This window comes from Candidatus Thiothrix phosphatis, assembly GCF_035668035.1.
Taxonomy (GTDB): domain Bacteria; phylum Pseudomonadota; class Gammaproteobacteria; order Thiotrichales; family Thiotrichaceae; genus Thiothrix; species Thiothrix phosphatis.
In genome coordinates, this window is sequence record NZ_JAYMYJ010000160.1 from 52,621 (window position 1) to 78,841 (window position 26,221).

At 57.4% G+C, this 26,221-nt stretch carries 28 protein-coding genes and 1 riboswitch; of the genes, 12 read left to right on the forward strand and 16 right to left on the reverse strand.

Annotation, left to right across the window (positions count from 1 at the left end):
- Positions 1 to 57 precede the first annotated feature (57 nt).
- On the forward strand, positions 58 to 798 hold the full coding sequence (locus tag VSS37_RS20980; RefSeq protein WP_324698404.1) for an OmpA family protein: 741 nt from the start codon (positions 58 to 60) through the stop codon (positions 796 to 798).
- Between the two features lie 2 nt (positions 799 to 800).
- Complete coding sequence (locus VSS37_RS20985; RefSeq protein ID WP_324698406.1) at positions 801 to 1,487, forward strand: helix-hairpin-helix domain-containing protein; 687 nt, start codon at positions 801 to 803, stop codon at positions 1,485 to 1,487.
- A 4-nt stretch (positions 1,488 to 1,491) separates the two neighbouring features.
- On the opposite strand, the gene VSS37_RS20990 is transcribed toward VSS37_RS20985, so the two are convergent.
- Together VSS37_RS20990 and VSS37_RS20995 are read right to left on the reverse strand one after the other, a co-directional pair.
- Positions 1,492 to 1,986: a hypothetical protein gene (locus VSS37_RS20990; protein WP_324698408.1), complete on the reverse strand. Its 495-nt coding sequence runs from the start codon at positions 1,984 to 1,986 to the stop codon at positions 1,492 to 1,494.
- Positions 1,983 to 2,759, reverse strand: coding sequence for a TatD family hydrolase (locus VSS37_RS20995; protein WP_324698410.1), 777 nt, complete (start codon positions 2,757 to 2,759; stop codon positions 1,983 to 1,985). The genes VSS37_RS20990 and VSS37_RS20995 overlap by 4 nt, the downstream gene beginning before the upstream one ends.
- Before the next feature lie 173 nt (positions 2,760 to 2,932).
- On the opposite strand from VSS37_RS20995, the gene VSS37_RS21000 reads away from it, so the two are divergent.
- The 6 genes from VSS37_RS21000 (at position 2,933) to cobO (ending at position 9,301) form a co-directional block, all read left to right on the forward strand.
- A complete protein-coding gene (locus tag VSS37_RS21000; protein WP_324698413.1) occupies positions 2,933 to 3,760 on the forward strand; it encodes a metallophosphoesterase in 828 nt (275 codons plus the stop codon).
- Positions 3,761 to 3,780: 20 nt separating this feature from the next.
- Positions 3,781 to 3,980: riboswitch (cobalamin riboswitch) on the forward strand.
- 57 nt (positions 3,981 to 4,037) lie between these two features.
- Positions 4,038 to 5,876 (forward strand): TonB-dependent vitamin B12 receptor, encoded by a 1,839-nt coding sequence (gene btuB, locus VSS37_RS21005; protein ID WP_324698416.1) that lies wholly within the window; start codon positions 4,038 to 4,040, stop codon positions 5,874 to 5,876.
- 14 nt (positions 5,877 to 5,890) lie between these two features.
- Positions 5,891 to 6,454 (forward strand): hypothetical protein, encoded by a 564-nt coding sequence (locus VSS37_RS21010; protein WP_324698418.1) that lies wholly within the window; start codon positions 5,891 to 5,893, stop codon positions 6,452 to 6,454.
- A gap of 266 nt (positions 6,455 to 6,720) precedes the next feature.
- Positions 6,721 to 7,701, forward strand: a complete 981-nt coding sequence (locus tag VSS37_RS21015) for a nuclease-related domain-containing protein (RefSeq protein ID WP_324698420.1) — start codon at positions 6,721 to 6,723, stop codon at positions 7,699 to 7,701.
- 26 nt (positions 7,702 to 7,727) lie between these two features.
- A complete protein-coding gene (locus VSS37_RS21020) occupies positions 7,728 to 8,699 on the forward strand; it encodes a tRNA dihydrouridine synthase (RefSeq protein WP_324698422.1) in 972 nt (323 codons plus the stop codon).
- Entirely contained in the window at positions 8,696 to 9,301 is a 606-nt protein-coding gene (gene cobO / locus VSS37_RS21025) for a cob(I)yrinic acid a,c-diamide adenosyltransferase (RefSeq protein WP_324698423.1), read from the forward strand. Before VSS37_RS21020 ends, cobO begins: the two co-directional genes overlap by 4 nt.
- Positions 9,302 to 9,328: 27 nt before the next feature.
- Here cobO and VSS37_RS21030 read toward each other — a convergent pair whose 3' ends face one another.
- The 11 genes from VSS37_RS21030 to VSS37_RS21080 form a co-directional block, all read right to left on the reverse strand.
- A complete protein-coding gene (locus tag VSS37_RS21030) occupies positions 9,329 to 10,174 on the reverse strand; it encodes a hypothetical protein (protein WP_324698425.1) in 846 nt (281 codons plus the stop codon).
- 36 nt (positions 10,175 to 10,210) lie between these two features.
- Positions 10,211 to 11,977 (reverse strand): hypothetical protein, encoded by a 1,767-nt coding sequence (locus VSS37_RS21035; protein ID WP_324698427.1) that lies wholly within the window; start codon positions 11,975 to 11,977, stop codon positions 10,211 to 10,213.
- Between the two features lie 157 nt (positions 11,978 to 12,134).
- The gene (locus VSS37_RS21040) at positions 12,135 to 12,863 is read right to left on the reverse strand and encodes an adenosylcobinamide-GDP ribazoletransferase (RefSeq protein ID WP_324698429.1); all 729 of its coding nucleotides are present in this window, start codon (positions 12,861 to 12,863) and stop codon (positions 12,135 to 12,137) included.
- A complete protein-coding gene (locus tag VSS37_RS21045) occupies positions 12,863 to 13,540 on the reverse strand; it encodes a histidine phosphatase family protein (protein WP_324698431.1) in 678 nt (225 codons plus the stop codon). Before VSS37_RS21045 ends, VSS37_RS21040 begins: the two co-directional genes overlap by 1 nt.
- Positions 13,541 to 13,546: 6 nt before the next feature.
- Complete coding sequence (gene cobT, locus VSS37_RS21050) at positions 13,547 to 14,590, reverse strand: nicotinate-nucleotide--dimethylbenzimidazole phosphoribosyltransferase (RefSeq protein ID WP_324698433.1); 1,044 nt, start codon at positions 14,588 to 14,590, stop codon at positions 13,547 to 13,549.
- Positions 14,578 to 15,108: a bifunctional adenosylcobinamide kinase/adenosylcobinamide-phosphate guanylyltransferase gene (gene cobU, locus VSS37_RS21055; protein WP_324698435.1), complete on the reverse strand. Its 531-nt coding sequence runs from the start codon at positions 15,106 to 15,108 to the stop codon at positions 14,578 to 14,580. Before cobU ends, cobT begins: the two co-directional genes overlap by 13 nt.
- Before the next feature lie 60 nt (positions 15,109 to 15,168).
- A complete protein-coding gene (gene pyrR, locus VSS37_RS21060; protein WP_324698437.1) occupies positions 15,169 to 15,678 on the reverse strand; it encodes a bifunctional pyr operon transcriptional regulator/uracil phosphoribosyltransferase PyrR in 510 nt (169 codons plus the stop codon).
- Positions 15,659 to 16,105 carry a Holliday junction resolvase RuvX gene (gene ruvX, locus VSS37_RS21065; protein WP_324698439.1) on the reverse strand — a complete coding sequence of 149 codons (447 nt, stop codon included), beginning with the start codon at positions 16,103 to 16,105 and terminating at the stop codon, positions 15,659 to 15,661. The genes pyrR and ruvX overlap by 20 nt, the downstream gene beginning before the upstream one ends.
- On the reverse strand, positions 16,102 to 16,668 hold the full coding sequence (locus tag VSS37_RS21070; RefSeq protein WP_324698440.1) for a YqgE/AlgH family protein: 567 nt from the start codon (positions 16,666 to 16,668) through the stop codon (positions 16,102 to 16,104). The genes ruvX and VSS37_RS21070 overlap by 4 nt, the downstream gene beginning before the upstream one ends.
- A 27-nt stretch (positions 16,669 to 16,695) precedes the next feature.
- Positions 16,696 to 17,565: a cell envelope integrity TolA family protein gene (locus VSS37_RS21075; protein WP_324698441.1), complete on the reverse strand. Its 870-nt coding sequence runs from the start codon at positions 17,563 to 17,565 to the stop codon at positions 16,696 to 16,698.
- Positions 17,566 to 17,762: 197 nt separating this feature from the next.
- Positions 17,763 to 18,575, reverse strand: a complete 813-nt coding sequence (locus VSS37_RS21080) for an esterase/lipase family protein (RefSeq protein WP_324698443.1) — start codon at positions 18,573 to 18,575, stop codon at positions 17,763 to 17,765.
- A 78-nt stretch (positions 18,576 to 18,653) separates the two neighbouring features.
- Here VSS37_RS21080 and VSS37_RS21085 point away from each other — a divergent pair, with 78 nt between their 5' ends.
- On the forward strand, positions 18,654 to 19,337 hold the full coding sequence (locus VSS37_RS21085) for an HAD family hydrolase (RefSeq protein WP_324698445.1): 684 nt from the start codon (positions 18,654 to 18,656) through the stop codon (positions 19,335 to 19,337).
- A gap of 34 nt (positions 19,338 to 19,371) precedes the next feature.
- Positions 19,372 to 21,528 (forward strand): RelA/SpoT family protein, encoded by a 2,157-nt coding sequence (locus VSS37_RS21090; protein ID WP_324698447.1) that lies wholly within the window; start codon positions 19,372 to 19,374, stop codon positions 21,526 to 21,528.
- Between the two features lie 6 nt (positions 21,529 to 21,534).
- Here the strand turns inward: VSS37_RS21090 and gspC are convergent, their stop codons facing one another.
- From gspC to VSS37_RS21105, 3 genes are read right to left on the reverse strand one after another with little or no spacing between them, the layout of a single operon-like run.
- Positions 21,535 to 22,542, reverse strand: a complete 1,008-nt coding sequence (gspC, locus tag VSS37_RS21095) for a type II secretion system protein GspC (RefSeq protein ID WP_324698449.1) — start codon at positions 22,540 to 22,542, stop codon at positions 21,535 to 21,537.
- A 22-nt stretch (positions 22,543 to 22,564) separates the two neighbouring features.
- Positions 22,565 to 23,581 (reverse strand): NAD-dependent epimerase, encoded by a 1,017-nt coding sequence (locus VSS37_RS21100; RefSeq protein ID WP_324698450.1) that lies wholly within the window; start codon positions 23,579 to 23,581, stop codon positions 22,565 to 22,567.
- A 13-nt stretch (positions 23,582 to 23,594) separates the two neighbouring features.
- On the reverse strand, positions 23,595 to 24,494 hold the full coding sequence (locus tag VSS37_RS21105) for a phosphoribosylaminoimidazolesuccinocarboxamide synthase (RefSeq protein ID WP_324698451.1): 900 nt from the start codon (positions 24,492 to 24,494) through the stop codon (positions 23,595 to 23,597).
- A gap of 74 nt (positions 24,495 to 24,568) precedes the next feature.
- Here VSS37_RS21105 and purE point away from each other — a divergent pair, with 74 nt between their 5' ends.
- The gene (gene purE / locus VSS37_RS21110; RefSeq protein ID WP_324698453.1) at positions 24,569 to 25,072 is read left to right on the forward strand and encodes a 5-(carboxyamino)imidazole ribonucleotide mutase; all 504 of its coding nucleotides are present in this window, start codon (positions 24,569 to 24,571) and stop codon (positions 25,070 to 25,072) included.
- 13 nt (positions 25,073 to 25,085) lie between these two features.
- Positions 25,086 to 26,213: a 5-(carboxyamino)imidazole ribonucleotide synthase gene (locus VSS37_RS21115; protein WP_324698455.1), complete on the forward strand. Its 1,128-nt coding sequence runs from the start codon at positions 25,086 to 25,088 to the stop codon at positions 26,211 to 26,213.
- The last annotated feature ends 8 nt before the right edge of the window (positions 26,214 to 26,221 follow it).

Here is a 26,221-nt window from a genome sequence, read left to right on the forward strand (position 1 = left end):
GATGCTGAACCATTGGTCTATATTCAATGGTTTGAGTAACGAGATTCGGAGTTTTTCATGGCCATCCTCGCTTTTAACAGACAGCAATTATTGCCACTGACCGCATTGACCATGTTGGTTGTAGTGGGCGTGTTGACTCTGTTGAGCCTGCTGTTTAAACAATCGGTAATTGAAACGGATTTGTTGCAACGTACCCGGCAGGCATTGGTGGAAGCCGGGTTGCCTGCGGATATTGTCCATTTTAGCGGGCGTGATGGAATCCTTACCGGAACTGTCGCCAGTGATGCTGACGCCGAGCGTCTGCTGGCGGTCGTTAGTGGTGTCTATGGGGTGAGGGCTGTTAGCAACCGGCTGATTCCGGTTAATGTCCCGATAGTGGTGACCACGCAAGGAACACCGGAACCTCTTCCTGCTCCAAGCGGTGGCCTGCACGCACCGTCTAAAAAATATCCAATTGAGCAAATAGATCTTAGCGCTATCCAGTTTGAATATTCCAAGGCTGAATTGAATGCTGAAGCCATTAACGCATTGCAAAAGGTCATTGCTGAATTGAAGAAAACCCCCAGCATGAAAATTGAAGTTTCAGCCCATACCGATAACCAAGGGACAGCGCTGGGCAATATGGCTGTCACCCAGGCGCGCGCGGAGGTGATCCGCAATTACCTGTTATCGCAAGACATAGATGCCAAACAGGTCAAGGCGCGAGGTTATGGTTCTACCCGGCCGGTTGCCGATAATGCCAACGAAGAAGGGGCTAGGCAAAACCGACGTATTGAAATTACTGTGCTCGAGGAATAGGCATGGGTTATCTTGCTATCCAGGTTGCTACTTTTATGGCCGTTTCTGTGATTGTAGGAATAATGGCAGGTTGGTGGATGGCAAGATTCCTGTATCAACAGCATGCAGTGAAAGGCCGGATTGAGTTGGCTGGGTTGCGCCGCAATTATGATGACTCGCTGCAGGAAAATATCAGTTTACGTCATAAGTTGCGGTGTTTGGAAAAAGTGGTGCGTAAAGCCAGTGTTCCCCCCTCTGAGACTGATTATGGCAAATTCTTACAGCTTCGTAAGGCGTTGGAAAAGAACCGGCGTCAGTATGAAAGCTTGCTGGAGCAATTCCACCAACAGGAAAAAATGTTGGCTGGACTAAAAAGGGATTTACAGGACAGCAGGCGGCAATTGGATGTGCTGCGGGTGGAAAGTCATAAACAAACTTCAGTTTTATCAGCAGCTTCACAAGCTGACGACGTTGTGCAGTTACATGAGCGTGACGACCTAACCTGTATTCAGGGCGTCAATCCGGGACTGGCAAGCAAGTTGCAGGCGTTAGGCATCCTGAGCTATCGGCAGTTGGCCGAGTTTACTGTGGATGATGTGCGCAATGTTCAAAGGATCATTGACGTTGATGTCCCACAAGCGCCAGATGCATGGATCCAAAGCGCGCGTTCCCTGTTTCAGCAGAAATGCCAGCAATTGCAGGCAGGGTGATTCACTAAAAGTTACTGGTTTTTGTGCGGGTTCTGATTACCAGAAACCCTTTTTGCCGTTCGGCATCATAAATTAGGCCAAGTTCACGGCCTTCATCCGTACCAATAAAGCAGGTTTCACGTTCCAGTGAGGCGGGTTGCCACCACTCTGCGGGAGGATTTTGCCCGGTGAATACCTCCCGTAGGAGCTGAGGGGTGAGATCTTGCTGTTGCAAGCGGTTTTTGCGGATGAAGTGCTCGACCGGTTGCCGTTCAACTGTAAACATAAACCAGGATGTTTTGCCGTCAGCGGAAGTTTGGTTAACGCCTTGTGTTCCGGCCAGTTTATCTGGCGTTGTCTCCATCCAATTGGCCAGCGCTTCGGCAACTTGCTGGGGATTGGCTGTCCGCAGGGTTGTTTGCTGGGCTGGAAAAAACACTTCGGCAATATAAGGGGTAACAATCAGGCTGAGTCCGGCCAGGATAACCAGGGCCATTAGGATAGGGGAAGCATATTTCATATGGGTGTGTGTGTAAGGTTGAACAATTGCATTGCACTAGCCGTGGTCACCGTAGCGACCCGCTCAAAGCTTTCCTGGCGCAATTCTGCCAGATTGGCGGCGATTACGGGTAGGCGTGTTGGGTCGTTGCGTTGGCCGCGCCACTCACTGTCCGGCTGGTCAGGGGCGTCGGTTTCCAACAATAAGGTTTCCAAGGGTACGGTCGCCAGTATTTTTCGCAAACGTTGGGCGCGCGGATACGTCGATGTTCCGCCGACGCCCAGATAAAAACCTAGCCTGATCAAGGTGTCAGCTTGCTGCTGGCTGCCAGCAAAACTGTGGATAACGCCGCGTAGCCCAGAAAAGCGACGGAGCTGTTTGATGACGCTGTCTACTGAACGGCGGGCGTGGATGATCAAGGGGAGGTCATATTCCCGTGCCAATTTCAGGTGACTGGTGAAGAACCATTCTTGTTGCGCAACGTCCAGTTCGGGCAGATAGAAATCCAGCCCGCATTCACCGATAGCCACGGGCCGTTCCTGTTCCAACCAATGACGTAAATCCACAATATCTTTGGGAGAGTGTTGTGTCAGGTATACAGGGTGAAGGCCATAAGTAGCATGAATATTTGGCGACATAGAAGAAATATTGCGCAAACGAGGCCAGAAGCGGGCCGTTATGGCGGGTAATATAAGGTCGCTCACTCCAATTTTGTGCATTTTCTCCACTAATAATACCCGGTCATCTGTGAAGTCAGGTTCGTCAAAGTGGCAATGTGTATCGATCAGTTTCATTTGCAGTAAGATAACGTAGTTAAGTGTGTTTCGTGGTGAAACTTAATGGTGCCTGTCTAGGGCAAGGATATTATTGCCCGAAAAAAGGAACTAGCCAAAGAAACTGAATTCACTATAAAATGTAATTATGTGGTCAGTTATCCTAATACCAGTCTCGTGAGGGGGCTATGAATATGAGAAAAGCACCTGACACCGTTCGCTTGTTTCAGGTAAGCGATAGTCATTGTTACGCTAGTGATGATGCCCGTCTGACATGGACGGACATGCCAATTTATCCCAACCGTTCCTTGCAGGCTGTCCTGTCCCATCTTCAAGACCGGAGGAATGGATACAGTGCGTTATTGCTGACGGGCGATCTTGCGCAGGAAGAAACGTTTGCCACCTACCAGCGCATCAATGAAATGCTGAATGCTTTTCCTTTGCCGGTGTTTACGATTCCTGGCAACCACGACATTCCAGAAATGATGCGCGCGCACCTGAAGGGCAATGTGCAAATGCCGGAAGCCGTGGCGCTGGGTGATTGGCATTTGTTGTTCCTCGACACCCATGCTGACGGCAAACCAAATGGGCGCCTTACGGATGAACAATTCAGCCGCTTTGAAACGCTGTTGGGCACCATTCCTGAGGATCATTTTGTGGCTGTTTTCATGCACCATCACCCTATGCCTATCGGCAGTGAGTGGATGGATGTGATGGGGCTGCGTGAACAAGGCTATTTCTGGAATCTGCTGGAGCATTTTCCACAGGTGAAGGCAGTGTTCAATGGCCATATCCATCAGGAGTTCAACGGCCACTATGAATATGCGGATGGGCGCAAAGTAGGCGTCTACGGTACGCCTGCGACTTGTGTGCAGATGAAACCGCTGCACAAGCACATTGAATTCGACCATAGCCGCCCTGCGTGGCGGGATATTGCGCTGTTGGCCGATGGTGATGTGGAAACCCGTGTGCATTATCTGCCTGGCACTTTGTTCACGGACATTATCACCGCCTCCATTTGACAGCCTTGTTGGAATCCCGTAGCTTCTCCAGCCGTTCAGGTGCGTCTGCGTTGGCAGGCGTTAAACGGGAAGCTGGTGCAATGCCAGCGCTGCCCCCGCAACGGTAAGCAAGCCAAACCGCTACACAAAGCCACTGTGCACAAGCATGGGAAGGCGTGGCGACGGAAAGGGATTTTTTCCACTTGCAAGCCCGGATACCGGCCTGACAAGGCGTGATGTCACCCCACATCACTTTCACTCAACGTGCGCGGTGGGCGCACAGTTAGGACTTTACCCCATGAAACTATTGTCTGTGGCCGCTTGCTGCGGCGTATCCTGTATTGGTTTGTTGGCATCGGCGGCAACGCTGGCGGAAGACGCCACGCCCTTGGATGATGTGGTTGTGACCGCTGACCGTAAGGCGCGCACCGTGGATGCGACCCTTGCCCCGGTCAGCATCATTACCCGTCAGGCTATCGAAACCTCGCAAGCCGCCAGCATTCCCGAATTGCTGCAACGCATTCCCGGCGTCAACATCAGCAACAGCGGCGGGATGGGCAAGATCAGTTCTGTTTTCATCTGTGGCAGTAATTCCAGCCATGTGCTGGTGCTGGTGGATGGCGTCAAGGTTGGGTCTGCCACGACCGGCAGCGTGGCGTTTGAAGATCTGCCGCTGGACCAGGTGGAACGTATCGAAGTGGTGCGTGGCCCGCGCTCCAGCCTGTATGGTTCGGAAGCCATCGGTGGCGTGATCCAGATATTTACCCGCAAGGGCGGCCACGGTTTCCAGCCGGAAATCACGTTCGGTGCCGGTAGCCATAATACTGGCAAGGCGGACATCAATCTGGCTGGTGGCGACGCCAATGCCTGGTACAGCTTCAACGCCGGACACGAACAGACGGATGGCTTCAACGTGCTGGCGGACAATTCGGAGCCGGATCAGGATGGCTACCGGCACGATAGCGTGTCCCTGCACGCAGGGCACCGTTTCAGCAATGGTGCGGAAGTGGAAGTCAGTGCTTTGCAGGCCACCGGGAACAACCATTTCGACAACAGTTTCAACAATGAAACCCGTTTTGCCCAGTCCGTGCTGGCAGGAAAATTTCGCCAGCCGTTGAATGACAAGGTATTGCTGACGGCGCAGGTCGGGCAAGGGCGCGATGAGGCGGACAATTACCTCAATGGCGAACCGCTGGCGATGTTCCGCACCTACGACACCCGCCGGGATACGGCATCCTTGCAGGCGGATATCAACGTGGGTGCCGCTGGCTCCCTCTCGCTGGGCCTGGACCAGCAGAATGACCATGTCACCAGCGACAGCGCCTATGCGCGCACTTCCCGCAACAATACCGGCGTGTTTGCCGCCTACCAGGCCGAGGCGGGCGGCAACCGGCTGGATATATCTGCCCGTCATGATGACAACGGGCAGTTTGGCGGCCACAACACCGGAGGGGCCGCTATCGGACGCGATCTGGCCAATGGCCTGCGGGCCACTGCGTCATACGCCACTGCCTTCAAGGCGCCGAGCTTCAACGACCTGTATTACCCATTTTCCGGCAACCCGAATTTGCGGCCGGAATCCAGCCGCAATCTGGAGCTGGGCTTGCAGGGAACGTTACCCAACGGCCACTGGTCGGCCAATGCGTTCCAGAACCGGGTGGAAGACCTGGTTGCCTGGGCACCGGATGCAAACGGCGACTGGGTTCCTGCCAATGTGGATCAGGCGCGCATCCGTGGCCTGGAAGCCAGCGCGGGCACCCGTCTGGCGGGCTGGGATGTCGACGCCAACCTGACCTTGCAACAGCCACAAGACCGCAATGGCGTGAATGCGGGCAAGACCTTGATTTACCGTCCGCAACGGATTGCCAATGTGGCGGTCGACCGTGATTTCGGCAAATTTAGCCTGGGTGCGGATCTGCACGCCGAAGGCAAACGCTATGCCGATGAAGCCAACACGGACAGTGGAAAATTGCCGGGTTACGCCACGCTTGATATGCGCGCCAGCTATAAACTGGTGAAGGACTGGACAATTGGCGTCAAGGTCGGCAATGTCCTGGACAAAGATTACCAGACCAACAAGGGTTATAATCAGGATGGCGTCAATGGTTTGGTGACGCTGAAATACGCGCCGAAGTAACAAGGAGAAATTTTATGTTTGTACTTTCACGTAAAAACCAATGGCTGGTTGGCGGTGTGCTGTTGCTGGCGATGCTGGCCACCCGCATCCATGTCGGTGACCACTTGCAGGATGCATCGTGGGCGGTGTTTTTTCTGGCGGGTTTCTACCTGCGCAACTGGCTGGGTTTTGGCGCGTTCATGGCGGCGGCGGTGGCGATTGACTACATTGCCATCAAGCAGATGGGTGTCAGCAGTTTCTGCGTGACGGATGCATATGCGGCGCTGGTTCCGGCGTATGGCGCGCTGTATGCGGCAGGGCGCTGGTTTGGCGGCCAATACCGCAACAACCTGTCGGCGCTGTTGCCGTTGGCGGCTACTTTGCTGCTGGGCGTGGTGGTGTGCGAAGCCGTTTCCAGCGGCAGTTTCTATGCCATGTCGCCACGGTTTGCGGCAGAGGGTTGGGCTGGTTTTACGCAGGATATGATTAAATACCTGCCGCATGATTTGGGCGTCACCAGTTTCTACGTCAGCATCGCTGCGCTGGCGCATGCCGCTGTCATGCAAGTGTCCCGTTTGACGGGGCATACTGCTGCCTGAACATTGCTTGCCTTGTGTGGGGTGGCCATGCCCCAAACAACCTGCCCGCTGTATCCGGCTCCGGTGGCGGGCGGCTCTGCTTTTTGCCTTGATGCGCCCCTTTGTGAAATGCGGGGAGGCGGAAGGGGTTGAAATACCTGTCGCCCTCTTGGCGGTGTACCATTTGAGGGAACAATCTGTTTGATTTATGATCGTATCGGTCTGTCTATGGCTTCTTCTTGCTGGACAGAAAATCAATAAAATCTGCATAAATACAGGGCAAAAACATGTTGATCAAATCTGCTGACAGCAAAACTGGCGCTTTGAAGCTTCTTGAGCGGTTTAAACAATATCCAAACATTACGGAATCCCAACAAAAAGCCATTGAAAAAGAAATACGCCTGTTGAAGGCGGGGATAAAAGGCGAAGAGGAAGCGGCTTATCTGATCGATTTCCACTTTAAAGGCTCCAAAAACAATGCGGTGATCCATGATTTACGTTTGGAGATCAACGACCGGGTTGCACAAATTGACCACTTGCTCATTAACCGTAGCCTGATGGTATTTGTGCTGGAAACCAAGCATTTCAATTGCGGCATTAAAATTAACGAGAACGCTGAGTTTTTACGCTGGAATGATTTTAAGAAAACCTACGAAGGCATGCCATCGCCGGTAGCGCAGAATGAGCGCCATATTGTGGTGTTGAAAGAGGCTTTCAATTTGCTGGATATGCCAGTCCGCCTGGGGATCAGGTTAAAGCCTTCGTTTGTCCCCTATGTGCTGGTTTCCGCGTCCTCCAGGATTGACCGCCCCAAACATCTGGACACCAGCCAGATCATCAAGGCGGATGTCCTGGAGCACACCATCATGCAGAAATTCGACAAACTGGGGGTTATGGACACATTGGGGGCAGCGGCCCGGATGGTTTCAACCGAAACCCTGGAAGCCATCGCCAAGCAACTGGTTGCCTTGCATAAACCCATCACGGTCGATTACCAAGCAAAGTTCGGTTTGCCAGATCGGCAGGTTGTTGGGCAGCCATCGCAAGCCGATGCGCCTGTCTGCCGTAAGTGCGGCAGCGCCAATATTGGCATCCAATACGGGAAATTCGGCTATTATTTCAAATGCTTTGACTGTGATGGCAATACGCCTCTCAAGGCGGCTTGCGATAAGGATGGCTGCAAAGCGCGTATCCGTAAGGAAGGGAATAATTTTTACCGGGAGTGCGTCGCCTGCAATGGCAGCACGCTGTTTTTCACCAATCTTTGAAGCATGATTGCCTCCATGTTGCCTGCATGCGCCTGATCCTTGCCCCGATGGAGGGCGTCCTTGACCATACCTTGCGCGACATTCTGACCCGCGTCGGCGGCTATGAACGTTGCGTGACAGAATTCGTGCGCGTGACTGACCGGCCATTGCCGCCGCGCGTGTTCTACCGTGCCTGCCCGGAATTGCTGACGGGGGGTGCCACACCCGCCGGGATGCCGGTTTTCCTGCAATTGCTGGGCGGCGACCCTGCGGTCATGGCGGCCAATGCGCACGTCGCGCAACAATTGGGCGCGCCCGGCATCGACCTCAATTTTGGCTGCCCATCCAAAACCGTCAACCGCAGTGATGGCGGCTCCGCCCTGCTGCGCGAACCGGAACGGGTGTGCGCCATTGTCAGCGCCGTGCGCGCCGCCGTTGACCCGCAGGTTCCCGTCACCGCCAAAATCCGCCTCGGATTTCACGACGGCAGCCTGTTCGAAGACATTGCCTTGGGCATCCAGCAAGCTGGGGCTGACGAACTTTGTGTCCACGCCCGCACCCGTCAGCAAGGCTACCAGCCGCCCGCTTATTGGTCAGAAATCGGCAAGGTCAAACCCAAATTGCACATCCCGGTCATTGCCAATGGTGACATCTGGTCTCCGGGTGCCGCCCTTCAAGCTCAGGCTGACAGCGGCTGTGCTGACCTGATGCTGGGCCGTGGCGCGCTCGCTTTCCCCGATTTGGCCTTGGCGATCAAGGCGCAACAGGGTGGCGCATCCTACCAGCCCATGCCCTGGCCTGAAATCCTGCCGTTGGTTGTCCGCTATGCGGACACGCTGACGGGGCATGCCCCCAAATACGCCGCCAGTTTCATCAAGCAGTGGTTCACCTACTTGCGCCGCCAATACCCGGAAGCCGAATCCCTTTTCCAACACATAAAACGCTTGAAACTGCCCATGGAGATTAAAGAGGCTATTATCCTCCCTCCCTGCGGCTTTACGAAGGACTCGCCACCATGACCGGCTCCGACCAGCACCAACGCCACCAGACCCGTATGCAGCGCAAAAAAGCCGTCATCGATGCCAGCATCGCCCGCGCCAATCAGGACAAGGGGCTGTTGGTCGTGTTGACTGGCAACGGCAAGGGCAAATCCTCTTCCGCCTTCGGCATGGTTGGGCGTGCGCTTGGGCACGGTATGCAGGTCGGCGTTTGCCAATTCCTCAAAAGCCGCACCGACACCGGCGAAGAAGCCTTTTTTGGCCGCCAGCCCGGCTGCGAATGGCATGTGCTCGGCGACGGCTTCACTTGGGAAACGCAAAGCCGCGAACAGGACATCGCCACCGCCCAGCACGGCTGGGAGGTCGCCCGGCAGATGCTGGCCGATCCTAACTACGCTTTGGTGGTGCTGGACGAGCTTACCTACCTGCTCAACTACGGTTATCTGGACGCCGAAGAGGTGTTGAAGGCCATTGCCGCCCGCCCACCACTGCAACATGTGGTTGTCACAGGGCGCGCCGCCAGCCCCGCCCTGTGCGGGCTGGCTGACACTGTTGCGGAAATCGCCGATGTGAAACACGCCTTCCGCAGCGGCATCCAGGCGCAAAAGGGCATTGACCTGTAGGGGAAAACCGCTTGCCGTTTTGTTGCTTCAGTCAGCCTTTTTTAACGGCTTCAGCCATTCATCCACCAGCAGTTTGGCGCGGCGCTCGTATTCATCGTAAGCGTTTTGCCATGCTTCGCCAGTCAGCTCGGGAAAATGCAGCGGCTGGCAATCCTGCGCCATGTAGGCTGTGTCAGCCAGATAATAGCCATTGTTGCGGTAGCGCCAAGTGAATTCAGCCCCGCCGCATTGCAGCGGGTCGTCCGGAAAGGCGTATTTGAGGAGCAGGCGGGTGCGGATTTCCTTGTAGCCCTGCTCCTTGTTGTGATTGGTCACGTACAGGGAACCGTCGCCTTCCGCCAGCACCCGGTATTTGCCTGTGGAGGTTTTCTGCACCACCCATTTGTGGGCGTCATTGTCGCCTTGGCGCAGTTTCAGGCTTTCATCCTGGCTCAGGCATTGCACGGCGGAAAACGATACGATCCACTCCTTGGTGGCGGGTTTGTCATCCAGCTCGAAAGGTGTGCCCAACACCAGACATTGCTGGCGCTTTTCGATGTTGGTGGGCGCATAAATGGCGAAAAACAGGTTCCGGAATGGGTTTTCGGTGGTTGTTGCGGACAACGCGGCGTCCAGCTCCTTGCCAATGGGTTGGAAGATGTTTTCGTATTCCTTGCCCATGGTGTCCGCCTTGTTCTTGTACAGCACCGCCCAGCCATTGGCGGGCGGCAGGCTGGGGATAACGGGCGGAAAACGGGTTTCAAAGGCGGCTTTGTACCAACTGGAAGGCAGTGTGCTGGTGCGCCGGGAGCTGTCGGCCAGACTGTCGCCGCTGGCGGCGCAGGAAAGCCCGGCCAACAGTAACAGGGCAAAGATCTTGTTGTTGCACACCATGGTCTGGCCGATCCTCCATAATCAATCTGGTCGCCTCTAGCTGCTGGCGGACTGGGCGAAGCCCTGGCTGGCCAGCGTTGTCATGATACCCCGCCATTGGGCCGCCGTCTGGGGTGGTTGGCGCTTCAACAGGGCATGCAGTTCGGGCATGTCCACATTGCGGTAAAACACGCTGTTCCGCCCCGCCGTTTCAGGCGTGACCTGCCGCCGGAAATCGCGTGTGGCCGGTACGCCCAAAATGTCCTCATACTGGTAATAATTGTCGTCCGTTGGCCTCAACGTGGATTTATTGCGGAAACTTAGTACATAAATATTGGCTCCGCCACCCAGACGCAAAGGATACAGGGCAATTTTGCTGTCCGCCAACGGATTGTTGTTGATGTCGGTGTTGCCCATGATGGAGCCGCTCAACATGCCGCTGATGGAAATGGTGTGCTGCCCGCCAATCTGCAAGCTGTTGTCACGGATGTGCAGGTTGCGGAACGCGCCGTCGGAGGCAAAAACACCCTGCAATGCGCCGTCGGAATACACCACATTGCCGGAAACACTGACATTGCGCATCTGTACGCCACCGAAACGGTCAACGCCATTCGCTGGCTCCGGAATCAGCTGGAAGGCGTCGCGGTGGCCCATCTGCATGAAAGGGAACACCCGGTAGGTGCGTCCGCGTTGCCGTTGGCGCTCGTTGATGCCGCTGACCAGTTTGTCGAAATCCTGGGCGAATGCGGAGTAAACCGTGTCATCCACGGCCACCAGGTTGACTACGCTCAGGTTGCCTGCGCTGTAAACCTGCATGAAATCACGGATAAAGAACGCCTGCCCGCTGCGCCTGCCGCTCAGGTTCAGGCGCGGGAAACGGCGCCTTTCCAGGTCGCCAGCGGCTGGCAGGCTGTTGGACAGCGCATCCGCCTGTTGCTGGTTGCGGATCCAGTGCAAAGGCTGGCCGCTGTTCTGGCGGACTGCATCATAGGCGCGCGCATTGGCGTCGTTGCGCATATTGGCCACGCTGTATTTGTTCGCCAGCAATTCATTGAGGATGGCGTTGTGGGCGAAATCCTGGTTGCCATCAGCATTGAAGGTGTCGGCGGTGGTGGTGATGAAGTCGCCACTACTGGCGGCTGGGTTGCCGGAGCTCCCGCCGGATGCGTTTCCGCTATCGCCGACGGCACCCGTGGTGCCGGTATTGCCTGCGCTGCCGCTCAGTTGGGTCAGCCGCGCCTGCTCCGCTTGCAGGTTTTGCAGTTCCTGCGTCCATTCGGCGATTTTGGGGCTGTTGTTGTAGCGGCGGTATTCTGCCAGCATTTTTTCGGCGTATTGGATTTTGTACGGCAACTCGCCCAGGCGTTTCCTGATTTCGTCCGGCGTCATGCGGCTGACCGGATCTGGCGCCCCACCTGTCTGCTTCCGCAGCAGCGCTGCCTGTTCCGCCTGGAGGTTTTGCAGGATGGCCTGATAGCGGGAGTCGCCTTTGGCCAGTTGTTGTTCGGCGTATTGGATGTCATAAGGCAGTTTGGCCAGACGTTGCGCTTCCGCTGCTGTCAGCCCGGCGGCGGTGCCTGTGGCGCTTCCGCCACCCAGGTCGGGCATTGGGCCGGATGGGTTGTTCAGCCAGTCAGTCAGCTTTTTCACCTCGGCATTGTAGGCGTCGCGGCGTTGCCGCCATTGGGTGGCTGCTTCCTGGTTGTGGGCGGTGAGGGCGTTACGCATCTGCGTATCGGCGTCCTGCGCCAAGCGGTTGAGTTCCTGAATCCGGGTTTTGACAGCAGTGCGGTTGTCAGCGCTGACGGAAATGGTTTGTGGCATAACGGTGCTCCCCACAGATTATTGTTTGCCCAGTGTTGTTATATAGATCGACAGATTCTTATAAAGTTAGATGGGTGAACCAGTTCACGCCAATTTTTTTCGGCGGATTATGACGGTTTGTCTAAAAAATGAAATCTTTGGTCGGGTATGGTTTGCTTTACGGCATGGATAAGGCTGTGCCAACCAGCCAGAACATTTCACCGCATTCGACGGTGGCGCCTGCGGTGTCGCCGGTGCAGCCCTGCAACCGTTGCAACATGAGACGCCGCAGCAGCCAGAATCCCGTCAGCATGGCCGCTGTTCCCCAGGCGGAAACAACTATCCCCGCCGCCAAACAGGCTGACGCCGTCCCCCAGGCGGTGGCGCGCGGCAAATGCGTTGTGACGGCGCTGGCCAGCCCGCCAGCCCGCACATACGGCGTGGTCAGGAATAACAACAGGATCAACGCCCGCCCCATAATAGGCGCACATAAAATAAGCAACCCTTGCCCGCCCTCCAGCAATGCGGCAAGGGCGGCGAATTTCAGCAGCATGACGCTGACGACGGCAATCACGCCCGCTGCGCCAGTCAGCGGATCCTTGAGGATACGGTGGGTTTTTTCCTCATCGCCAAAGCCGCCCAGCCAAGCGTCCGCGCTGTCGGCCAGGCCGTCCAGATGCAGCCCGCCAGTCAGCCCGGCCCACAATGCGGTCAGGATCGCGGCCAGCAGCAACGCTGGGGCGTGGGGAAACAGCAGCCACGGTAGGCAAAGCAATGCGCCGACCAGCGCGCCAACCCAGGGGTAGAACAGCGCGGAATGGGCGAAATCTTCCGCTTCCAGCTTGCCCAGATCCGGCGTCGGCAGGCGGGTGAGGAAAGCAACCGCCAGCCAGGCGTGTTTCCACATCAGGCTTGCGGCAGGCCGTGCCCCACCAGGGAAGCTTCCCCATCCGGATAAACGCGCACCCGGCTCAACTGGGCGTAGCCGACTTCAAAGCGCAGGCTTTTCTGGTACAGGATGTCGAGCACCCGCGCCAGCACCACGCGGATGACGCCAGCATGGGTCAACACCAGCACCTGTTGCCCGGCGTACTGCGCTTGCAGGTCATTCCAGGCGGTGTGGATGCGGATGATGAAATCTTCCATCGCTTCGCCATTGGGGGCGATGAAACGGCGTGGCTGGCGCCATAGGCGTTGCATCAGTTCGGCGTCTTGCTCCCAGATTTCCGCCTGGGTTTTGCCGATCCAGTCGCCGAAATTCATTTCGCTCAGGCGTTCATCGATTGTGAATGGGCAGCCCTGCCGTTGCGCCAGCAACCTGGCGAAGTCATGGCAGCGGCGGGTGGGGGACGTGATGACGGCATCCCAACGTCCGCTTTGGGTGGCTCGGGTGAGCTGTTTCCAGCCGTTGTTGCCCAGCGGTTCGTTGCTGGGGGCGCAGAACAGGTTGGGGGTGGCGACTTGGCCGTGGCGCAGCAGGTCAATGGTGGTCGGGGCCGTAATGGGGGCGGATTCCTGCGCCTCTTGTTCAGGGGTGGATTCCGGCCGGTTGTCCTGTTCGGGATTGTCGTTTTTTTGGTCCATATTCGCTTACAATTTGCTGGCGACGGCGGCTTCAGCGAAGGTCGCCATCCGGTTATGCAGGGCGCAGGCCATGCGCAGCAGGGGGACGGCGACCGCAGCGCCGCTGCCCTCGCCCAGGCGCAGGCCCAAATCCAATAAGGGGCGCTGTCCCAACTCCGTGATGACGAAGTGATGCCCCTGTTCAGCAGAAGTATGGGACATGATCAGCCAGTCTGCCACCGCAGGCTGAATTTTGCTGGCGAGCAAGGCGGCGGCGGTGCTGATGAAACCGTCCACCAGCACCGGCAAGCCAAGTTGCGCCGCCCGCACATACGCGCCAGTCAGGGCGGCGATTTCGAAGCCGCCCAGGCGGCGCAGCACTTCCAGCGGTTGCCCGAAATGCTGGTGGTGGCGATTGAGGATGCGTTGCACCACCTCGGCTTTGTGCAATACTCCTGCGCTGTTTAAGCCGGTTCCGGAACCTGTTGCCTCCGTGACCGGCGTATCCAGCAGGGCGCAATAGATGGCGGTGGCGGCGGTGCTGTTGGCGATGCCCATATCCCCGCCAATGAACAGGTCGGTTTGGGCGGCTTGGGCGCGTGCAGTGGCGTCCGCTCCGGCTTGCAAGGCGAGGGCAAGCTGGTTGTGGGCCATTGCCGCTTCAATGGCGCTGTTGGCAGTGCCAGCGCCCGCCCGCTGGCTGATCAGCCTGGGGTGGGCAATGGGGGTTTTGACGCCGACATCCACCACTTCCAGCGTTGCGCCGAGTTCCTGCGCCAGTACGCTGATGGCAGCCCCGCCGTTGAGGAAGTTCGCCACCATTTGTGCAGTGACCGCTTGCGGAAAGGCCGAGACGCCTTCTTCCGCCACGCCATGGTCGGCGGCGAACACGCTGATGAATACCTTGTCGGCGGTTGGCCGTTCACGCCCTTGCAGGCTTGCTAGCCGGATGGCGATAGTTTCCAGTTCCCCCAGTGAACCCGCGGGTTTAGTCAGCTGCGACTGATGCCAGCGGGCAGCTTCCATGGCGGCGGCGTTGGGGATTTGGCAAGGGGTGTTCAGCCATTCCATGTGGGGGTTCCTTTCAGGGTAAGCGGCAAGCCTGCCACCATGAACACGACGGCATCCAGTTGCGCGGCAAGTTGTTGGTGCAAACGGCCTGCCGCATCGACATAACGGCGGGTCAGTTCACCGAGCGGCACGACGCCGAGGCCGGTTTCGTTGCTGACCAGCAGGACATCGCCGGGCAGGCTGGGAAGGGTTGTAAGCAAGGCCTGTGTTTCGGTGTGCAGGCACTGCCCTGCGTCCACGCCCAACAGATTGGCCAGCCACAGGGTCAGGCAATCGACCAGTAATAAGCGGTTGGCGGCGGCGTGCTGTTGCAAGGCCGCCGCCAGCGCCAATGGTTCCTCGACAGTTCGCCAGTGGGCGGGGCGGCTGGCGCGGTGATGGGCGATGCGCGCCTGCATTTCACCATCCTGTGCTTCGGCGGTGGCGATGTAAATGACTTCGCGCCCGGATTGCCGGGCAAGCTGTTCGGCGTGGCGGCTTTTGCCGGAACGTGCGCCGCCGAGGATGAGGGCTTGCATAGGGAGTCCTGCTAAAGTTGGGGGAATTGCGGCCAAACCGACAGCTTCCCCGTAGGCGGCTTACGCCAGCTCCACCAGTTGCAAGGCGAGCGGTTGCGGACCGGACAGTTCGTAGCGGAAGCGCGGGCCGGGCTCCTCATGCAGCACGGCGACTTGCGGCTCAATCGGCAGTTCGCGGCCACCGCGCGCAATCAGCACCAGGGCGGTGATGCTGGCAGGGCGGCCAAAGTCGAACAGCTCATTCATGGCCCCACGCAATGTGCGCCCAGTGTAGACCACATCATCCACCAACAATACATGGCGATCCTTGATGTCAAATGGCAGGTGGGAAGGCTTGTTCTGGCGGTGCAGGCCAACTTGGTCGAAATCGTCGCGGTAAAAGGTGGCGCTCAGTTCACCCAAGGGTTCCGGCAGTTGCAGGCGCTGATGCAATTCCTGCGCAATCCAGACGCCGGAGGTGTGGATGCCGACCATGACCGGGTTGGTGATGCCCTTGTCCTGTATCCACTGGCGGGTTTGTTGTTCGAGTTGGCCGATCAGTGTGTTGACGTTATGGTTCTTGTTGTCCATGGGCATATTCCTGCATCCAGCTTTCGAGGATGATGGCGGCGGCCATCTGGTCGATCTCTTCTTTGCGTATTTTGCGCTTGCGGCCCGCTTGCCGCGCCAGTTTGAGGCGTTGTTCGGCTTCACGGGATGAAAGTTGTTCACTGACCACATCCACCGGCAGTTGGTAGCGGCCCTGCAATTGGCGGATAAAGCGTTCAATCGGCTCCTGCATGGCGCTGGCGGAATTGTCCAGTTTGCGCGGCATGCCCACCACCAGCCGGGCGGGTTTCCATTCCTGCAAGCAACGGCTGATGGCCTCCCAGTCTGGCGCGCCATCACGCGCGGCGATGACGGATTGCGGGATGGCGACGCCAGCCAATGTGTTGATGACAGCGACGCCGATCCGCGCCTTGCCATAATCGAATCCCAGCACGGTCAGATGGTTCATGCGTGGCCTGCGGCGATTCCCAGCAAATTGACGTCAATGCCGATGGTCAGCGCGGCGCCACGCCAACGTTCGGTGTAAGGCGTTTCGAACAGGATTGAGCTGGTTGATGGGCAGGTTAGCCAAGCGTTTTCCTTGATTTCGTGCTCCAACTGGCCGGGGCTCCAGCCTGCGCAACCCAGAACCAGCAGAAAATGGCGCGGGCCAGCGCCGTTGGCGATGTCCTGCAAAATGTCGCGGGAAGAGGTCAGCGCCAGATTGTCGGTAATGCGCAACGTGCTTTCCCAACTGCGTTCGCCGTCATGCAGCACGAACCCCTGTTCGGCCTGCACCGGCCCGCCGCTGAGGGCGGCCTGCCCGGCGATGTGCGGGTCATGGATGTTGATGTCAAGCTGTTCCAGCAGTTCACCGACAGTCATCTCCAGCGGGCGGTTGATGGTGACGCCAAATGCGCCGAATTCGTCATGCTGGCAAACCAAGCTGACCGTATGGTCAAAATTCGGATCACCCATGCTGGGCATGGCGATCAGCAAATGGTTGCGCAGATTGAGGATGTCTTGAGTCACGGCGTTACCAGCTTGCAGTCAGGCTATTTATTGGGTGTTGAGCGTCCCGCTATGGAAAATCCAGGTGCGGGTGATGTTCAACTGGTCCCACTTGCGGCGGATTTCTTCTGGCAGCGGCGGATAAGGGCCTGCGAGCCTGACAATACGCAAGGCAGCTTTGTCCAGCACGTCATAGCCTGATGATAGACTAATTTGCGCATTCACGACACGGCCATCATGGTCCAGGGTGGCGTTGAGGATCAACTTGCCGCTGAGGTTGCGGGCAATGGCTTCCTCGGGGAAATTGATGTTGCCGATGCGTTCGATCTTTTTCACCCAGGCGTCGATGTATTCGGCTTCCACCGCGCTTTTGGCGCTGACGGCGTCAATGAAGTGGATGCGCGGGCGGCGGGCGTAACGGGCTTCCTCCTCATCCATTTCTGCCAGCAATTGGGCGATTTCCTGGGTGGAGTCGGTGCGTTCGTCGGCTACCGGCACGTCCTCTTCTTCAGGCTGCTCGGGTGCCTTGTCGACGTGCTTGAAGGTTTCACCTTTGGTGGTGAGGATTTGCGGTTGCAGCTTGAGCTGGCTGTCTGGCGAACTGGCTTCCGACTGTACCGGCGACTCCCCTGTGGATTCAATGGGTTGCAGCGATGACAGCGGGCTTTGCGGGCGGTTCTTTTCATCGCTGCTGCCGCTGGCTTCCTGATTGGCCTGGGCGATGAAGTCAACCTTGTCGGGCGCTTGTTCGGAGTGGGTCTGGACAAGGGTAATGTCCAGCACCGGTGCCAGTTGTTTGGAAGGATCCGGTGCAGGCAGGAAACCAATGCCGAAAATCAGCATCAGGTGCAGCACAGCCGCAATCGGAAAAGTGATGGTCAGTGGCTCATCCGCCAAGTTCATGGGTAATACGTGCATGGTGTTTGGTACGCAGACAGCTTATTCTACGGACAGGATGTTGATTTTAATATTATCCTGCTTGCTTTTTTTCAAGGTCATACCCCTGTGAATAAAGTCATCTTAACACTATTGTTGGGCAATTGAGTAGGGGGTTATGTGGAAACAGGTCGCCGCCGTGTTGTGGCGGCGGCAACTTGGCGCTGGTGTAGGCTGGCTTACGGGCGGCTCAACGCCATCGCCAGCGCATAACCGTCAGGGACGCCCAGAAAGTGTGAGCCTTTCACTGCCCAGTATTCCGATTGTCCGCGCAGGGCGAACACCTTGTTCATATCCTGGCTAGTCTCGGGAACCACAAAGTCGTACCGGTCAGGGCGCAGCTGATTGTCGCGCACGATTGAAACATAGCGGATAGGCGGATGCGGCTGGTGGTTCAGCCAGTACAGGAAACGGCCCGGCTTTTCAGTGCGCAGGTCGCGGTACAAATCATCGGTACCATCGACCCACTGGCCCATTCCCATGATGGCTCCGGCGAACATGGACAGTGGGGTGTCATTGGCCAGGCAAGCCATGTCCGCTGTTGGTGTGCCGATATTAGGCGTGGCGATGGTGACCAGCGTTTCCACGGGGACGCTGCGGACGGCGACCAGCCAGGCGCGTGCCACCAGCCCGCCTGCTGAATGCCCAACCAGGGTCAGCGGTTCCTGCCGCAGGGCGTAAATGCGTTGCAGGTAGGCATCCAGCATTCTGGCCTGCGCCATGATGGGTGCGTGGGAAGGCAGTTCCACGGTGTAGAATATCCGTTCCGGCTTTCCCTGGGGGCTGACAGGGTCATAGGGGCCTTGCGGCGTGGGGATGAAATTGCCGCCATCCACCCAGCCATTTTGCTGTAGCGCCGGTGTCACGCCATCCATCCGCCAGCTCATCCCATTGCCTTGGAAGCCGTGTATCAGCACCGTCGTCTTTGCCCACAGGGAAACAGGAAATACCAGCAAGCCTATTGCCAGAATTATCAGGCTACGGATTTTCATGCAAACCTCCGTTTGTATTTAACTGTGTTAGCTATTGCTAATATTGGATTCTACTGCAAGTGAATGTTGGGTTTCATCATGACTATACGATGCATCGCTTTTGATTTGGACGACACTCTGTGGGCTTGTAAGCCGGTGATTGAACGCGCCGAACAGCGCTTTTATGAATGGCTGGAAAGGCATTATCCGCGCATTACCGAACGCCATACGCCAACGGAACTCATCAAAAAACGCATCAACTACATGCAGCAATACCCTGAATTGCTGTATAATCTTACCCGCTTGCGTAAAAACTGGCTGGCGGACTTGGCGCAGGAGCATGACTATCCTGTGGCGCTGGTGGAGCCGGGATTTGAAATTTTCTGGCTGGCCCGTAATGAAGTCAGCTTTTTTGCAGGCGCGCTGGAAGTCCTGCATGGATTGGCGGAGCAGTACATGCTGGGGGTTATCAGCAACGGCAACGCCAGTGTCCATCACATCGGGGTGGGACATTTGTTCCAGTTTGCCCACAGCGCTGAAGAGGCCGGGGTCGCCAAGCCGCACCCGGACATTTTCCGTCAGGCGCTGGCGAAAGTGGACATTCCACCGGGGCAGGCTGTTTACGTGGGCGATGACCCGATAAGGGATATACAAGGGGCAGCGAGCGCCGGTTTGCGTACTGTTTGGTTTAATCCGGCAGGCGCGGAATGGCCCGGGGGAGAGGAACCGGACGCCATTATCACCCATCTGGCGCAATTGGAAGCTGTCATTACAACGCTATAAATAATAAATATGGCAACGAGGATGCCTTGCCGACATGCGACATAGCAAAACCACCAATACCGAGTCCCGTACCCGTCAGGCCTGGATTGACCGTTTCTGGGTGTCAGACAGCGAGCGGGATTATTATCTGTTGGGGCAGATAATTGAAAGTATTATGCAATTGCCTCCACCCACCGACCTGATGCAGCCATGCAGCCTGGATGTGGCGGAAATCTTGCGCCATCTGGACGTTGACCAGACCACCTTGTTCGCCGCCCTGTTGTGCGACAAGCGTTTCCATGACTTCCTGACGCTGGAGGACATCGAACAATATTACGGCCAGCCGGTGCGGCGCTTGTGTGAGGATATCCGCAACCTGCAACGTTTCCGCGATTGTGTGGAAACGACCGACACCGGCATTTCCCGCCAGGAGCAGGGCGAACAGTTGCGCCGCATGCTGATGGCGATGATCAAGGATATTCGTGCCGTCCTGTTGAAGCTGGCCTGGAACCTGCAATACCTGCGTCTGCTGGCGCGGGTGGACACCTCCGACCTGCACCGCTGCGTGGCGCGCCAGACCATGGATTTGTATGCGCCATTGGCCAACCGGCTGGGCATTAGCCAGGTCAAATGGGAGTTGGAAGACCTGTCGTTCCGTTTCCTGAATCCCGAAACCTACAAAAGCGTCGCCTCTTCCCTGGCGGACAAGCGCATTGAACGTGAGCAGTACATCGCCGACTTCATCCAAACCCTTAGGGCCTTGCTGGATCGGCACAATATCAGCGCCGAAGTCTACGGGCGCCCCAAACACCTGTACAGCATCTGGAAAAAGCTGTGCCGCAAGCACGTCGGCATCGAGGAACTCTACGACCTGCGCGCCGTGCGCGTCATCGTCGAAGACACCAATATCTGTTACCAGACGTTGGATGTTGTGCACGAAGAGTGGTGGCACATTCCGGAAGAATACGACGACTACATCGGCAACAAGAAACCCAATGGTTACCAGTCCATCCACACCGTGGTGATTGGCCCCGACGGCAAATATGTCGAAGTGCAGATCCGCACCCGTGAAATGCACCGTTTCGCCGAGCTGGGGGTGGCTGCCCACTGGCATTACAAGGAGGGCGGCAAGCAGGACAAGGCGATGAATGAGGCCATCAATTCGATGCGCCGCCTGCTGGAGTCCAATGAAAGCGACAGTGAATTGCTGGAGGATTTTCGTACTGAGGTGTTCAGTGACCGGGTGTTTGTGATCACGCCAAAGGGCAGGATCATCGACATGCCGAAAGGCTCCACGCCGGTGGATTTTGCCTATCATGTACACACCAGCATTGGCCACCGCTGCCGTGGGGCCAAGGTCAATGGCAGCATCGTGCCGCTCAATTATGTCCTGAACAACGGCGAGCAGGTGGAAATCCTGGCCAGCAAGGAAGAGCGGCCACGCCAGGACTGGCTCAATCCGGAACTGGGTTTCATCCGCTCCGGCAGCACCCGGCAGAAAGTGAAGCAGTGGTTCAGCCAGCAAAACTACGAGCAGAATTACCGGGACGGCGAGCGCATCCTGGAAAAAGAGCGCCACTTGGTCAATCTTGGCAAGTTGGATCATGCGGAGCTTGCGCGCCAGTTCAACCGCAATACGGAGCGCGATTTGCTGATTGCCATCGGCAGGAATGAAATTTCCCCTGCGCAGATCCGCAGTTTCCTGCTGCGTTCGCATGAGCCGGAATTCAAGCTGCGCACCACCAGAAGCCGGGAAACCGTCCGCAATGATGTGGAGGTGCGCGGGGTCAGGAAGCTCTACACGCAGATGGCGACTTGCTGCCATCCGGTCAATGGTGATCCCATCATCGGCTACCTCTCGCAAGGGCGCGGGGTGATTGTGCACCGCGCCGATTGCCCTGACCTGGCGAATTTGCGCAAGGAGCGTCCGGAACGGATTATCGAAGAAGTGGATTGGGGTGCTAATGCCGCCGCTTACGCCGCTGACATTACGGTTTCGACCTACAACAAGACCGGCGTGTTGCGCGACATCACCAGCCTGCTGGACAAGGAAAAGGTCAATATCCACAGCCTGCACACCCGGGAAATCCACGACCCGTGCCTTGCCGTCATGGACTTTACCCTGGAAATCCGTGATGTGGAGCAATTGGGCGATGTGCTGGAAAAGCTGTTGCAGCTTTCTTCCGTGATCGACGCCCAGCGCAAAGGGTAAGCACGGCTATTGCTGGAAATTGATGGGCAGGCTGATTGCCTGGCCGTTGCGGGTGATGTTCAAGTTGACTTGGGGGGAGGTTGAGGCATCCTGCAACAGCTTCATGGCGATGGCGGGGCTGTCCAGGGTTGTGCCGTTGATGGAGGTCACGATGTCGCCCGCCTGCAAACCCAACTGGTTGAACAAGCCGACGTTGCTGCCTGGGTTCAGTTGAAAACCGAGGAATTTGCCGTCACGTTCATACGGTTGTGGGCTGGCGACTTCCAGCAGCCGTGCATTGTTGTTCAATACGGATTGGCGAAATTCGTTCAGGTTGTTGCCGTCAGGTGACCCTGGAGGGGGTTCCTGCGTTTCCATGGCGGATAAGGGGGGCGGGACTGCGCCAGCGGAATCGGGGTTGACCATATCCGGGGGCGGCATGCTGTCCGGCGGTGAGGTGTCGGTGGATGCGATGTAATCCGCTTCGCCCCCGCTGCTGCTATCCATGAAGCCGCCGGGAGGGGCGTCACCGCCTCCGCCACTGCGTTCGGGTTTGGGCAAGTCCAGTTTTTCCAGCAAGCCATTACGCCGCAATAGCACATGATCGGCCAGTATCTGCTCCAGTTGTGCGTTGGAGTTGCCGATATTTTCACCAATTGCATAGATGTTTTGTTGGCCGTTCTCCTCAATGACGGCATAGCCCTTTTGGCGGGAAGGGGCATATATGCCTTGCAGCTTAAGCGCCAATTGGGTGGGTTGGATATTGGTTGCAACGGGTTTGCCTGCATCGGGCTGGTAATTGCCAAACAGGTGGTAACCGGCGATTTTATCGCCCAGGCTTTGGGTCGGCGAGGCCGGGAGGGAGGAGGCAGGGGCTGTTGATTCCGTCAGCGCCGGACGCGGTTCGGCAGGAAACAGCATCCATGTCAAATGCGCCAGCAGGAAACCGCAGAGTATGACCAGTCCGAAACTGACGTAATCCGGCGCATGTTCCAGCCAGCGATTGAACAGGCGCATGTGTTGACTGCTTGGCATATTCAAGCCCCTCCTGCCGGTTTTAGACCTGATAATATTCCCGGTACCACTGGATGAAGCGGCGCACGCCTTCCCCCACTGGGGTGGCTGGGCGGTAACCGACATCCTGCACCAGTGCTTCCACATCCGCATAGGTGTCGGGCACATCGCCCGGTTGCAGCGGCAGCAGGTTCATCTCGGCCTTGACGCCCAGTTCCTGTTCAATCGCGCCGATGTAGTCCATCAGCTCGACCGGATTTTGGTTGCCGATATTGTAGACCCGCCAGGGTGCCTTGCTGGTGCCTGGGTCGGGATTGGTGCCGTTCCAGTCCGGGTTGGGCGCAGCGGTGTGGTCTAGGGTGCGGATGACACCTTCCACAATGTCGTCGACATAGGTGAAGTCACGGCGGTGCTTGCCATAGTTGAAGACGTCGATGGGTTGTCCCGCCAGCATCGCCTTGGTGAACTTGAACAGTGCCATGTCCGGCCGGCCCCAGGGGCCATACACGGTAAAGAAACGTAGGCCGGTGGTCGGCAGGCCGTACAGGTGCGAATAGGTGTGCGCCATCAGCTCGTTGGCCTTCTTGGAGGCGGCGTACAGCGACAGCGGGTGATCCACATTGTCATGCACGGAAAACGGCATGGATTCGTTCGCGCCATACACGGAACTGGAGGATGCGTACACCAGATGTTTTACGCCGTGATGGCGGCAGCCTTCCAGCACATGGGCGAAACCAACCAGGTTGCTGTCCACATAAGCCAGCGGATTTTCGATGGAATAGCGCACCCCGGCTTGGGCGGCCAGATTGACGACGGCATCCAGATTTTCCGCCGCAAACAGTTTCGCCATGCCGTCACGGTCAGCAAGGTCAAGACGGATAAACGTGAACCTGCCCTGCTTGTCAGCATCGATGATGCGCTGCAAACGGCGCTCTTTCAGGCTGACATCGTAATAGTCGTTGAAATTGTCGATGCCGACGACTTCGTCGCCGCGTTCCAGCAGTTTCAGGGCAAGATGCATGCCGATGAAACCCGCCGCCCCCGTGATCAATGTACGCATGTTATGTTCCTAATTATTGGGTAAGCCGATCCGCCACTTCGCGGTACTTTGCCGCTGTTTTGTCGACGATGTCCGCAGGTAATTCTGGCCCTGGAGCTGTTTTCCCCCAGTCCAGGGTCTCTAAATAATCCCTGACGAATTGTTTGTCAAAGGATGGCGGACTAATGCCCGGTTTATATTGATCGGCTGGCCAGAAACGGGAAGAGTCCGGGGTCAGGATTTCGTCGATCAACACCAAGTTGCCATCCGCATCCAGCCCGAACTCGAACTTGGTGTCGGCAATGATGATGCCGCGCTTAAGGGCGTATGCGGCGGCACGGTTATACAGCTCCAGGCTGACGCTGCGCACCTGTTCGGCCAGTTCCGCGCCGATCTGCTGCTGCATTTGCCCGAAGCTGATGTTGATGTCGTGTGTGCCGACTTCGGCCTTGGTGGATGGGGTGAAAATCGGTTCGGGCAGGCGATCCGCCATCCGCAGCCCGGCAGGCAACGTGATGCCGCACACCGCGCCGGTTTGCAGGTAATCCTTCCAGCCGGAGCCGATCAGGTAGCCGCGCACGATCGCTTCCACCGGCAATGGTTGCAAGCGTTTGACGATAATGCTGCGGCCTTGCAGTCCAGCCTTTTCTTCCGCGCTCAAGGGCAGTCCGTCCAGGGTTTTGCCGCTCAGGTGGTTGGGGATCACCTCTTCCAGCAAGCCAAACCAAAAGTTGGCGACCTGGGTGAGGATGACGCCCTTCTGCGGGATCGGCGTGGGCATAATGACATCGAAAGCCGACAGGCGGTCAGTCGTGACGATCAGCATGTGCTGCTCATCGACGGCATAAATGTCGCGGACTTTGCCGCGCGCGAGCAGGGGAAGGGAGGAAACGTGCGTCTCGAAAACGGTTGCAGGAGTGCCGGTTGTGTTCATTGGTGACTGTTAGTTAGTGCGAAAGTATAGACCACGGTATAATATCAGATTTTGTAGCAAACAAGGGTAGCATCATGACTCAACCCGTCCAGCCGGTCGTGGGGGTTGTCATGGGCAGCAACAGCGATTGGCCTGTCATGGCCAAAGCCGTTGAGCAGCTGGAAAAGTTCGGCGTTGCTCACGAATACCGCGTCGTTTCTGCTCACCGTACACCAGATTTACTGTTTGAATACGCGGAAACCGCCCGTGAGCGCGGCCTGAAGTGCATTATTGCCGGAGCTGGCGGCGCGGCGCACCTGCCCGGGATGCTGGCGGCGAAAACAACGGTTCCGGTGTTGGGCGTGCCGGTGACGAGCCGCGCGCTGAATGGGATCGATTCCCTGTATTCCATCGTGCAAATGCCCAAAGGCGTGCCGGTTGCGACCTTTGCCATTGGTGAGGCGGGCGCCGCCAACGCTGCGTTGTTTGTTGTGGCGTTGCTGGCGAACGAAGACCCGCCGCTACTGGAAAAACTGACGCAATTCCGTGAGGAACAGCGCCAGCACGCCCTGAACATGAAGTTACCCCCAACGTCTTGACCCATTCTATTTTATGACTCTACTTCCCGGATCAACTATCGGCATGCTCGGGGGCGGGCAGCTTGGCCGCATGTTTACAGTGGCCGCCCGCACGCTCGGCTACCGCGTCATCGTGCTGGAGCCTGATCCACATAGCCCCGCTGGCCAGCTTGCCGATGACCACATTACCGCCGCTTACGACAACAAGGCCGCGCTGGCGATGTTTGGCGAAACCTGTGACGTCGTCACCACCGAGTTTGAAAACATACCGGCGTCCACGCTGGAGTTTCTTGCCCAATACTGCCCGGTGCGGCCATCCGCCGCAGCGGTGCAAATGGCCCAGGACCGGATTGTGGAAAAGGAATTCGTGCGTTCCTGCGGCTTATCGCCAGCGCCATTCGCCGCCATCCGCAAGCTGGAGGATATTGCCGCAGCAGAAGGTTCCTTCCATTACCCGGCCATCCTCAAAACCGCGCGTTTCGGTTATGACGGCAAGGGGCAGGCGACGGTCAAATCCGTAGCAGAAGCGGAGGCCGCCTTCACCAAATTGGGCGGGGTGGATTGCGTGCTGGAGCAACGGGTGGAGTTGGCGCGCGAAATTTCCGTGATCCTGGCCCGCAGTGTCGGCGGCGAGGCGCGTTGTTACCCGGTGGCGGAGAACGAGCACCGCAATGGCATCCTGCACCAGACCATCGTTCCTGCACGGATTGATGCGCAACTGGCGGAAGCGGCTCAGGCTGCCGCCACCCGCATGGCGGGGCGGCTGGATTTCATCGGCGTGATGGCGGTGGAGTTCTTCGTCACCAAGCAAGGCGAATTGCTGGTCAACGAAATGGCCCCGCGCACCCACAACAGCGGGCATTACACCCTGGACGCTTGCCTGACCTCACAGTTTGAACAGCAGGTGCGCATGGTGTGTGAGTTGCCATTTGGCGACACCCACCTGCTTTCCCCGGTGGTGATGGTCAATTTGCTGGGCGATGTCTGGCATGGCATGCAACCGGATTGGCTGGCGTTGCTGCAAAGCGCCAACACCAAACTACACTTGTACGGCAAGCGCGATGCCCGACCTGGCCGCAAAATGGGCCATTACTGCACACTGGCGGAAAGTGTCAGTGCCGCCACTACCGAAGCCGAACGGATTTTTCAACAATTGCAATAAGGATGCGC